The sequence below is a fragment of the Salinibacterium sp. UTAS2018 genome, assembly GCF_004118935.1.
GTDB lineage: Bacteria > Actinomycetota > Actinomycetes > Actinomycetales > Microbacteriaceae > Rhodoglobus.
The window spans coordinates 314,166-325,450 of record NZ_CP035375.1; the positions used below are offsets into that span (position 1 = coordinate 314,166).

Annotated in this window: 8 protein-coding genes; 4 read left to right on the forward strand and 4 right to left on the reverse strand. The window is 61.8% G+C overall.

Annotation, left to right across the window (positions count from 1 at the left end; all coding sequences use genetic code 11):
* Positions 1-150 precede the first annotated feature (150 nt).
* Positions 151-3,696 carry a MobF family relaxase gene (mobF, locus tag ESZ53_RS01495; RefSeq protein WP_168187259.1) on the forward strand — a complete coding sequence of 1,182 codons (3,546 nt, stop codon included), beginning with the start codon at positions 151-153 and terminating at the stop codon, positions 3,694-3,696.
* Positions 3,697-3,761: 65 nt separating this feature from the next.
* On the opposite strand, the gene ESZ53_RS01500 is transcribed toward mobF, so the two are convergent.
* Positions 3,762-4,769, reverse strand: coding sequence for a DNA-processing protein DprA (locus ESZ53_RS01500; RefSeq protein ID WP_246837346.1), 1,008 nt, complete (start codon positions 4,767-4,769; stop codon positions 3,762-3,764).
* A 187-nt stretch (positions 4,770-4,956) separates the two neighbouring features.
* On the opposite strand from ESZ53_RS01500, the gene ESZ53_RS01505 reads away from it, so the two are divergent.
* Positions 4,957-5,304: a sulfate permease gene (locus tag ESZ53_RS01505; protein ID WP_129071219.1), complete on the forward strand. Its 348-nt coding sequence runs from the start codon at positions 4,957-4,959 to the stop codon at positions 5,302-5,304.
* Positions 5,305-5,721: 417 nt separating this feature from the next.
* Here ESZ53_RS01505 and ESZ53_RS01510 read toward each other — a convergent pair whose 3' ends face one another.
* The 3 genes from ESZ53_RS01510 to ESZ53_RS01520 are packed head-to-tail and all read right to left on the reverse strand — an operon-like array spanning position 5,722 to position 9,961.
* The gene (locus ESZ53_RS01510; protein ID WP_129071220.1) at positions 5,722-7,494 is read right to left on the reverse strand and encodes an SAVED domain-containing protein; all 1,773 of its coding nucleotides are present in this window, start codon (positions 7,492-7,494) and stop codon (positions 5,722-5,724) included.
* Positions 7,494-8,957 (reverse strand): ThiF family adenylyltransferase, encoded by a 1,464-nt coding sequence (locus tag ESZ53_RS01515; RefSeq protein WP_129071221.1) that lies wholly within the window; start codon positions 8,955-8,957, stop codon positions 7,494-7,496. Before ESZ53_RS01515 ends, ESZ53_RS01510 begins: the two co-directional genes overlap by 1 nt.
* Complete coding sequence (locus ESZ53_RS01520; RefSeq protein WP_129071222.1) at positions 8,954-9,961, reverse strand: nucleotidyltransferase; 1,008 nt, start codon at positions 9,959-9,961, stop codon at positions 8,954-8,956. The genes ESZ53_RS01515 and ESZ53_RS01520 overlap by 4 nt, the downstream gene beginning before the upstream one ends.
* Positions 9,962-10,269: 308 nt before the next feature.
* Here ESZ53_RS01520 and ESZ53_RS01525 point away from each other — a divergent pair, with 308 nt between their 5' ends.
* Together ESZ53_RS01525 and ESZ53_RS14575 are read left to right on the forward strand one after the other, a co-directional pair.
* Positions 10,270-10,638 carry a helix-turn-helix domain-containing protein gene (locus ESZ53_RS01525; RefSeq protein ID WP_129071223.1) on the forward strand — a complete coding sequence of 123 codons (369 nt, stop codon included), beginning with the start codon at positions 10,270-10,272 and terminating at the stop codon, positions 10,636-10,638.
* A 3-nt stretch (positions 10,639-10,641) separates the two neighbouring features.
* Positions 10,642-11,220 (forward strand): ImmA/IrrE family metallo-endopeptidase, encoded by a 579-nt coding sequence (locus ESZ53_RS14575; protein WP_129071224.1) that lies wholly within the window; start codon positions 10,642-10,644, stop codon positions 11,218-11,220.
* Positions 11,221-11,285 lie beyond the last annotated feature (65 nt).

The following is an 11,285-nucleotide window of genomic DNA, read 5'->3' on the forward strand; positions in this document are numbered from 1 at the left end:
CGTAGTTCCCGCTTTCCGCAGCGCCTGCCGAGCCTCCACGCGTCTTGCAGATCGAGGTCGCGACCACTCGCGTGTGACTGCTGAAGTCACCGATCGTGCTTGTTCACCTCCTCCTTGATAGAGGGAAGGTGAGCTGCGGTGACGGTGTCGATGCGGGTGATGTCGGCTGGCGACGGCTACAAGTACCTGCTGCGCACAGTGGCGGCTGGTGACGGCGACCGGGACCTTTCGACCCCGTTGACGAGGTATTACAACGCGGACGGCACGCCGCCGGGACGCTGGATGGGCAGCGGCCTCCCAACGCTCGGAAGCGGGCAACTCCGCGACAGCGATGAAGTTACCGAGGCGCAGCTCCAACTGCTGATCGGAATGGGGCGTGACCCTCTCACAGGTGCCCCGCTGGGGCGTGCGTACCCGGCTTACAAGTCCGTGACTCAGCGCGTTGAGGAGCGAGTCGGAACGCTCGATCCCAAGCTGGGGCCGACCGCTCGGGGCCGAGCAGTCGCGGCGATCGAGGCCGCGGAATCCGAGCGTGGCACACGACGAGCAGTGGCCGGATACGACTTCACCTTCTCCATCCCGAAATCCGCCTCCGTGCTGTGGGCAGTCGCTGAGGCAGGAACGCAATCACTCATCGTCAACGCACATCACGCGGCGGTTGCAGAAGTGGTTGCGTTCATGGAGCGCGAGGTTGCAGCCACTCGCGCCGGTGCAACCCCTGGGGATGGTGCCGTTGCGCAGGTCGAGGTGCGTGGGCTGATCGCGACAGCCTATGACCACTACGACTCGCGCGCGGGTGACCCCCACCTGCATACGCACGTCGTGATCAGCAACAAGGTGCAGACCGTGCTCGACAACAAGTGGCGAAGCCTGGACGGGCGCCCCCTCCACGCTGCAACGGTGGCGCTCTCCGAGTTCCACGAAGCGGTGTTCGCGGATCACCTCACGCGGCTCTTCGGTGTTGAGTGGGAAACGCGTGATCGCGGACGAGACCGCAACGCGGCATGGGCTATCGCGAAGGTCCCTGAACAACTCGTGTCCGAGTTCTCGTCGCGTTCGCGGCATATCAACGAGGAGAAGGATCGGCTCATCGCCGCGTACGTGGAGAAGCACGGCAGACAACCCTCCCGCACGACGATCATCAAGCTGCGTGCCCAGGCGACACTCGCCACACGACCGGAGAAAGAGATCCATTCCCTCGCCGAACTCACCACTGAATGGAGGCATCGGGCGGGCAAGATCCTCGGTGTCGATGCAACGCGCTGGGCACGCGAGGTCACGGCGAATGAGGCGCCGTTGCTCCTGCGCGCTGATGATGTGCCGCTTGACGTAGTTCGTGGGCTGGGACAGAGCGTCGTGGCCACAGTCGGAGAAAAGCGTTCCACTTGGCGCCGCTGGAACCTCACCGCCGAAGCTGCCCGGCAAACGATGAAGTACCGTTTCGCCAGCACACGCGATCGCGAAGCGATCATCGGCATGGTTGTCGACGCTGCCGAGGCCGTGTCGATTCGGCTCACGCCGCCCGAACTGGCATCCAGCCCTGCCATCTTTCGCAGGAGCGATGAATCGTCGGTGTTCCGGCCGAAGAACTCCACGGTGTTCTCGTCGGGTGAGCTGCTCGACGCCGAGGAGCGCCTGCTTCGACTCGCTCACACAACGACGGGCCCAACCGTCTCGCTGGAGACGGTCGAACGCATCGTGCGGAAGCCTGACCGTGCGGGATTGGTACTGGGCGAGGACCAAGCATCCGCGCTGATGGAGATCGCGGTGTCCGGTCGCATCGTCGATCTGCTTGTCGGCCCCGCTGGTGCCGGGAAAACGACCGCGATGAACGCGCTGCGCCGAGCGTGGGAGAAGGAACACGGCCAAGGATCTGTCGTTGGACTTGCGCCATCTTCGAGTGCGGCACATGTACTCGCTGAGGATCTCGGGATCACAACCGAGAACACAGCGAAGTGGTGGCAGAACCACCTCCAATCCGGAGCGAGCTTCCAACCGGGTCAGCTCGTCATCGTCGATGAAGCGTCCCTCGCGGGGACGCTCTCGCTGGACCGAGTCACCCAGCTCGCTGCTAAGGCCAGGGCAAAGGTGCTCCTTGTCGGTGACTACGCACAGCTCCAGGCGGTCGACGCGGGCGGCGCATTCGGGCTGCTCACACATGACCGCGATGACGTTCCCGAACTCGTTGACGTTCACCGCTTCACGCACGACTGGGAAAAGCGTGCGTCTCTCGACCTCAGACATGGTCACACCGAAGTCATCGACACCTACGATGCGCACAATCGAATCGTTGACGGTGACACCGAAAGCGTGATTGATGCCGCCTACGCCGCATGGCGCGCCGATCTCGTCGCGGGGCGCGCGACGGTTCTCGTCTCAGACTCCAACGAATCCGTGACAGCGCTCAACAACCGCGCACGGACCGATCTGATCCTCGACGGCACCGTCTGGGGGGCGCGCGAATCGGAGCTGCACGATGGGACACATGCGGCTTGCGGTGACATCGTGATCACGCGCCGCAATGACCGCCGTCTGCTGGCCGGACACGGCTGGGTGCGTAACGGGGACCGCTGGAGCGTCGTCGATGCCCGACGCGATGGATCGATGCTCGTTCGACGCGCGGGAGGTTCGTGGGGGTCCAGCGTCCTTCTACCAGCTGACTACGTCGCGGAGCACGTCGAACTCGGCTACGCGGTCACCTCCTTCCGCGCGCAAGGCCTCACGACCGGAACGGCACACGTGCTCGTCGACTCGACCATGTCCCGGGAGACCTTCTACGTTGCGATGACACGGGGCCGTGATGCCAACGTCGCCTACGTCGCAGTCGACAAGCCCGACCCATCCCACGATGGTCCACATCCTGGTGAGAACGATGAAGTCACCGGCCGCAGCGTTCTCACCGGAGTGCTCCAGCACGTCGGTGCCGAACTTTCCGCGCATGAAACGATCGCCGTTGAACAAGAGTCCTGGGGAACGATCGCGCAGCTTGCCGCAGAATACGAGACGATCGCCTCGGCCGCGCAGCGCGACCGGTGGGCATCCCTAGTGCGAGCGTCCGGCCTCAGTGCTGAAGATGCTGAAGAGGTTGTTGGCTCGGATGCGTTTGGTCCGTTGACTGCGGAACTACGCCGAGCCGAAGCCAACCACCATGACCTGGCCAACTTGCTCCGGCGTCTCGTCCGTGCGCGTGACTTTGGGGATGCGGACGACATCGCTGCCGTGATCCGCCACCGACTTATCGCCGCCACCGCAAGGCCAGCTGGATCAGGGCGCACACGCAAGGCACCCAGGCTCATCGCGGGACTCGTGCCCGAAGCGATGGGGTCGGTCGCTGATGACATGCGAAAGGCACTCGACGAACGTCATGGCCTCATCACGCAGCGAGCCGACACAGTGCTCGACAAAGATATTGCCGACGGCGTGCAATGGATCGCGCAGCTCGGTGAACCGCCCGCTGCCGCGTCGCGGCGTGAGGGTTGGCGGCTGGCAGCGCGCACAATCGCCGCGTATCGCGACCGGTACTCCGTCGCGACGCCGAGCCCGCTTGGGCTTCGACCCGAGGCCACGGCACAGCGAATCGATCACTCCAGGGCCGAAGCAGCGCTCAACGAGATCCGTCGGATGAACGCCGCGACCAACGGGGTGCAGCCTTATCGGGAGCCGTCTCAGCGGACTTCGGAGGGACGGGTGCGCTGAACGCTGCCCAGTCGCGCCGGTACGCGCTCATACCGTCAACAAGCCGCGCTGAGGAAGATGAGCGCTTACAGGCCGCGTGAATCGGGGGAGCGACGGTCACACGCTGCAGCGATGCGAAATGCTCGTGACAGCTCCGCGTTGTGGTCGTTGCTCTTGTCCTCGTCGGCGAGTCGAAGAACGTCTTCGGAACCTGTGAGCAAACGGGCGCGTCTGTCTTGAATAAGGATGTTGGAGCCGTAGCTGGCGGCACTCGTCACGGGGCCAGGAACCGCACCGACTGAGCGACCAAGCTCCACTGCTTCGTCGGCGACACGCAGCGATCCTGACCGCGCCCCCGCCTCAACGATCACCGTCGTCGAGGAAAGCGCGGCCATAATCCGGCCACGATCGAGAAAGCGCTGCCGTGTTGGCGCTACACCCGGTGCGACCTCAGAAACGAGGAGACCTTGTTGCTCAATACGCGCAAACAGATCCGCGTGTCCAGCAGGGTATGCGCGATCGACCCCACCCGCGAGGACTGCAATCGTTCTTCCACCGGTCGCCAGCACCGACTGGTGTGCGACTGCTTCGATACCGTAGGCACCGCCAGCGACAACGACACGGCCACTGAGCGCGAGGTCACTGGCGAGTTCAATCGCCATGTGGTCTCCATACGCTGTGGAGGCACGCGCACCGGTGAGCGTGATGCGGTCGGCGAGAGGCGTAGCCAGCAGCGCAGTCTCGCCACACGTCCAAAGTGCATATGGTGTGCGTGCTCCGAGATCGTTGAGGGCGACTGGCCAATCCTTCTCACCCGGAATCAGGACCCGGAGGCCTTGTCGCTCGAAGGTCGCCATCTGTGTGGCCAAGGTGTCGGCGCTGCTCACAGTGTGTAAGCGTTCGCGCCATACTGCCGCTGCGATTTGGTCGAGGCCGGGCACCGCGCCGTCAGCATCAGCGAGGCGGAGCAGTTCTACAGCGCCGACTCGGCCAACGAGACGACCGGTCGACGGATCATTCGGTGCAGCCACGAGCGAGAGAACGGTACGCGCGCTCCGCTCGTCGTGTCCGAGGGAAGAGAGGGAAGTCATCATCGGGCTCCTTCACAGCCAGTCATCACCGTGCAGGTGCGTAGCACCGCCCTTTCCTATGTCGTTGGTTCGGCGTACCCTTGCAATCAGGCGACACACTCAATGTTCGCCATCGCCCACGCGATGGCATGACGGCCCTAGGGCAGTCCTCCAAGGTTCAACGTTGCCGAGCCATGAGAGGACCGTTGTCATGTTTCGAATCATCTGGGTTATCAGCATCCACCTCCGCAACTTCATGCGCAGGTTCATGCCCACCAACATCCTGCTCGACGCGATTCGCACCCGCCGCGGGCTCAAGTGGGGCGTGCCCGCGATGCTCCTCGCCATTCCGTATCTCTTCGCCGCGAGTACCTGTACGGCTCTGATCGAAGGGGGAGCGTCCCGCTTGCTCTACGTCGTTGCTCTTGTCTGCATCTGGAACGCACTCAAGTTCATCGCGATCGGTCCCGTATCGGTCGTGCTGTTGCTCCTATGCAAACGTTCTGAGCGACTATCAATGCGACTCCGGCCTCTATCGACTGTCGCGGAAGCGCTCTAGAACGCCTCGCCATTCCGTATCTCTTCGCCGCGAGTACCTGTACGGCTCTGATCGACGGGGGAGCGTCCCGCTTGCTCTACGTCGTTGCTCTTGTCTGCATCTGGAACGCACTCAAGTTCATCGCGATCGGTCCCGTATCGGTCGTGCTGTTGCTCCAATGCAAACGTTCTGAGCGACTATCAATGCGACTCCGGCCTCTATCGACTGTCGCGGAATCGCTCTAGAACGCCTCGCCATTCTGGCGTGACGGTTCGGAGCACGATGCGTACGTTTCGAGTAATCGGAAGAAATCGAGGACAGGGTGCTCCCTTGAGTAGCCAGCCGTTGCTGCTGAATGATGGGATTCGCGGCGTCACGTGGAGTCTGATCGCTTACAAATCATTTGGATGCCTCCCGAGATCGGCAGTTACGGGGCCTTCACAGGATGACTTCCGTGATCGGCCCGCTGCTGACCCCAGGTTCAAGGACAAGCGCTGGAACGTATCTTGGATACTCCGCGTGGTCACCATCCCACTCGTAAACGACTGTGCGTAGGGTGTTGAGGTGCCGTCCAAGCAGGACCGCCATCGTGTACGGGCCGTGGAAAGCAAGATGCACTTCGGCTCGTCCGTGAATCGCGGACACCTGTTTGATTTGCTGTGCAATCGTCGCGCCGACTCGGGCGCCCTCGCGCGGATCGATCCGGCCCTTGGTGCTGATCGTGATCACTGCGGTCGTATCGAATGTCTGGCTGGAATCATTCAGGAGTCTCTCGAACGAACTGCGGTCCGGGTGGGGAGTCAAACTGACGAAGATCGCGACACGACCGTGGCCGCTGGTTTCATGTCCGTGCCCGGATTGAATGACTTCGATCTCGACCGTGCTCTCCTGGGGATCGTCGGCGGGGGCGTTGGACTTCCAGAGTGCTTCCTGGAGGTCGAGAACTTCGACGACGCCGATCTTTGTCTCGGGTAGGGCAGCACCTATTGCGAGGGCGATCGAAAGGTGGGCGCCACCTGCGATTCGAACTGTCCTGGCTCCCGCGGCATAGACGGCATCGCTGGTGAGAGGGAGGGTTCTCCGCAAGTGTTCAAGCCCGCTCTGTGACGGCAGGCGTCCGGAGTCGGCAGCCTTGACGCGGAGGTGCAAATCTTCCTCGTCCGCTTCAATGGCGAATGGCGTCGGGCGTGTCTGGAGACGTATCGTGAAGGCGCGGTCTTCTGCACGAATTTGGGGTCTGCGCTGTTCAATGCGGTGCATGAGAAGGTCACGTACGATCTCGATCTCGCCTGCCTTGGCGAGCACGTTGCTTTGTTTCTTATCGGCAAGCGTTCGAGCAGGTGAGAGCCTCAACAGCCGGTCTGCAGCGTCGTAGTCGCACTTCGAGTCATCGTCTGGGCGGGGAACCTTGTTCGCGATGCACAGGCTGAACGCGGGATCGGCATCAAGCTGCAGCAGACGCGGGAGTTCACGCTCGCGGACAATCTCGCTGTCCACGATCTCTGGTGTCACGATGAGAACAGCGGCCGAGAGTCCGCCCGTGAGGGCATATTCGAGTCGATCGGTAGTTGTGCCGGGACGCAGGTCCGTGCGGTCTCGCCACACCACAAGTCCGGAAGCGCGGAGCAAATTCTCAAGTGACTCTGCCTGAGCAGTTCCGTCAGATTGTCGGTACGAAATAAAGACGGGGCCGTCGCCTCGGACGGCTCCAACGGGTAGCAGTCGAAGCGGGCCAAACCTCGACGTTGGGGAAATGACCGGCGCTTCAGCGGTGCTAACGCGCCGTAATCGCCTCCGTTGCGCGATGAGGCCCACGAAAGGTTCAGGTCCACCGACCACGTGAACTAGCAATACAACAGGACCGCCGCTTACCTTGGCGGTTTCGCGAAGTGCGTCCACATCGGTCGGACTCGGCCTGGACGGGAACGGGTGGCTGTGCCATTCGCCCACGTATCCGGTTGGATCATCGTCGGCGCGCTGAGCGAGGAAACTAGTGAGGAGCTTGTTCGCTAGAACGTCGTCGCGCACGTATTTACTGGGAGTTGCCATTTCTCCATTGATGATGAGCGCGTGAGTCACAACGATTCTGTTGTCCTCGTGGTAGCCAAGGAGAATTCCGCCTGTTTCGAGAGGGAGATGCTTCGCCGTCGCAGAGGTGATGCTTTCGTATGCAGCGGGTCTCAGGTCGATGCGTGACGTTTGCTGTCTCATTATTGATTTCCTTCTGCGGTGACAGGAATATTCCGAACTTCCCCAGCGGGGTTAAGGGGGCTTTTCAGGATGAGCCCGATGGCGTGACGGACGGTTGCTGCTGCCGCTTCGATCACCGCGACCGGGGGCGTCGGAGAGATCGGGCTTCCGCAGCCTGCCTCGAATACCTCGGCGGACGGTGATCGGGCAGCGATCGTCGAGGATGGTTGCGGGGTCGCGCCGTCGAGCGGGGGCAACACGTCGATACGATACGTTGCTCCGGTGTTTTGCAGTGCCGCAGAGAGTATTCGGGTGCCTATTGACTCGGCGGCGACATGGAGAAGAGCTGTGGTGGCGAAGTCAGCGGTGGCGTTTATGACGAGGTCATGCTCGTTGAGCAGGTCTACTGCCTCTGCGCCGGTTGAGAGTGCGGTTTCGATCAGGTTGATGCTGTCCGGATGAATCTCACTGCGGGCCACTAAGTGGCTCTTGACTGCTTGGGCCTTGGACCGGCCGATGGCCTCCGGGCCGACAAGATGGCGGACTAGGTTTCCGGGCATGACGACATCCGCGTCGACAAGTGTGAGGTGACGGAACCCCGATCGGACAGCCGCGTCAGCGATGAACGAACCGAGCGCGCCGACACCGACAATGGCGAGCTGGCTTTGGTTGAGCTGCGGCGCCAGTGCTCCGGCCCGTGAAGAACGGGCAGCCTCGGTATCCGCTGCCGACCTCAAACGCCTGACGGCGATGCCGCCGGTCGTCGTCGGCCAGACCTCTAGCGTGATTGCGCCGTCGTGCGCGCCGCGCCGGTAGATCAGAACGACGATGCCAATCGCGTGGGCACGGATCTGTCGATCGATATTAACGTTCGGATCGATTCTTGCGGCAATGTCATCCCACTTGTGAGGGGGAGTTGCCACCTCACCGAGGTCGGCGACGTAGCCGAATCGGTCCTTGCTGCGTTTCGACGTCTTCACTGGACGCGTTCCGGATCCAATCTTCATTGTGTTGTTCGAGGAAGGGCGAAAGCGCACATAGCTGTTTCGCCGCTGCGAGAGGTCGTCGTAGAGATAGAGCTGTTCGTCATCGGAGCACTGAAAATAGCGATCGAGATCGAGGTCTGGTCGATCGTCCGGCCACCCCAAGTTTGCGTTCTCAAACCACGACTTGATGTGCTCCAGAAACGCATCTGTCTCGGTCCACCACAGCCCCTCGTGATCATCTTCCGCGACTAGGCATAGTGCCCCGTCCAGCTCTCGATGCCAGGACAAGGGCACTTCGTCGGTTTCGACCGGGATGACACGTGGGGGCCGGAATGGAAACCGTGACGGCAACGTGATAACGATGGAGGCCGTGCCGCCTCCATGCGTGATGGGACCCTGCCACCCAGTATCGGTTTCGACGTAGCCTGAGCGGATAAGGCCTTCCTCGAAGTGTTGTCGCGTGTACGCGATGTAGTCGTCATACGTGGCCAGGCTCAACCGAAGGTCCTCTGGCCCGCCGGAACCACGCGTGCACCGGCTGAGATCGCGAATGCCCGCTTACTGCCGTCCTCGTTGAATCCGGGAGGCATCGGGAACACGATCTCGTCGTCGCCGTTCTTTCCGAGCAGCTTCCGAAATGCGAGGGCCGCCTTGCCTTCGTCTTCTTCGTCGAGTGCGTCCCGTGCTGCAATAGCGGAGTTCGCGAATTGGGTTCGTGCTGCCTCCAACTCGTCGTCGGTCGCACGGATACGGATGACGTTCCCCGGCAGCGTCGGATCGTTCACGCCGATGCCATAGGCCACGAATTTTCCAATGATCTTGCTAGCTTCAGCGGTCGCAGAAACGTAGTACTCCGCCTGGTCATTGCCAGACACTGCGCCGGATGCGAACGCCTGGTAGGTCGCCAGCTCGATGAAGAAGCCCCCAGGCTTCTTCTTGCCGAGTTGGGCGCGCCGGGTCTGGCGGAGCAGCTTGACCGTCGGCACGTAAAAGCCGTCGTGGGCCGCGTTCATCTCGCTCGACAGTGAGGTCAGTCCTTCAGGGTTTGTGCGTACCCACTCGTTCTCGTCACCCTTCTGCGGGATCTCCCATGTCTCTCCGTCCCAGTGGAGACGGGCTGGGACGGCATCCACGTAGAGGTCGTACTCGGGGAAGGAGATCTGGAGGCTGCGGTCCTGACGCTTCGTGCGTCGGTGCCCCTCGGCGTCCGTACCGAACTCGGCGTGCAATACCGTGAAGAACTTGTCCAGTATGTCCTTCGATGTGACGTCGCTCGGCATGTCAGGAAGGCGTACGAGTACGTCGACGTCCTTGATTCGTCTGATCGACACGTTGCGCTTGTACGAACCGATCAACACGGGGGAGACGCCGTACTCGGTGAGCTTGGCGTCCGCCTCCAGGGCATCGCGTACCAGTCGATGCGCCTCCGGCGCGTTTGTCTTGTCATCGCTGGGCTCGATGGAGCTCAGCGCATCCTTGAACTGCTGTTTGAGGTGAGCCATTGGCTCCTCCGATTCGGATTGTAGGGGGTCGGGTGTTCCGAGTCTTCCTCACACCACCGACATTGCGAGGAAGACTCGGAATGGGGGTCTACTTCTTCTTGCCGCTCTTGCCAGTGCTCTCGTCGGTCGTCGTCTTGGGGTGACTCTTCACGGTTGACTGCTTCACAAAGCGCCCGGTGATGGCGCTACGCCCTCGCTTACCTGCCATTGCTTTCACCTCCCTCGTGTTCCAAATTCGATGTCATGTTTCAATTCTAACACAGTCGTGTCGAGAGTGACTTGGTGTTGTAGATGTGAGACACTCGAGTATGGCCAAAACAACGATCAACACGGCCGCGCTCTATTCGGCGCTCGATGCTGCCCGCCAAGAACGCCAGCTCTCGTGGCGAACGCTGGCGGGTGAGATCGGCGTGAGTCCGTCGCTGCTCTCAAGGCTCGGCAACGGACTGAAGCCGGACACCGACGGGTTCGCAACGATCATTGCGTGGCTCAGGCTCCCTGCCGAGGGCTTCTTTGAGCGCGATGGCGAGACCAATGCCGACGACGCGCGTGAACCAGATCTCATGGCGCAGCTCGCGCCCCTTCTCCGGGCCCGCAAGGATCTAAGCGAGACGGATATCAACTACCTCCAGCAAGTAATCGGTCTCACCGTTGAACGCGCTCGGGCGAAGGGATGATTTGTGCGTCGCGGATTCAAGACCGAGGCGAAGCGCCTTGCGCTGGAGCTTCGGACTGAAATAGATCTCGGCGCGCACGCGCCCTTCGACCCGTACGCGTTCGCGTCGGAGTACGGAATCCCTGTCGTTCGACTTAGCGAACTCGACGGCGCGGCGCGCGAGCATTTCCTGAATGCACAGGGGAGTGCGCTCTCAGGCGCGTTGATCCCAGACGGCACAGGAGCTGTGATTCTGGAGAACGATGCGCAACCGCTCACGCGGAGACGCACCACAATGTGTCACGAACTCGCTCATGTTGTTCTCGAGCACTCATTTGGTGTCTCACTGTCCGACGAACGGAAGTGCGGGCTCGGCGGTGAGCAGGAGGAGGAAGCCGACTGGCTCTCTGGTGAGATGCTCATTCCCCATGACGGCGCCTTCCGGCTAGCCCGAGCTAACGCCACGGACGAGCGTGCGGCTCAGGTGTTTGACGTGAGTCTTGCGGTTGCCCGCTGGCGCATGAATCACAGCGGAGCGCGCAAAGTCGTTGAGCGAGGCCGGGCAAAATGGGCAAACGGTGGAAGCCAACATGTTGCTCGATGATGCGATGGACAGATCGCGCTATGACCTCCAACCCCTTGCGGGCTAGGACGAGGAAAGAGATTGAC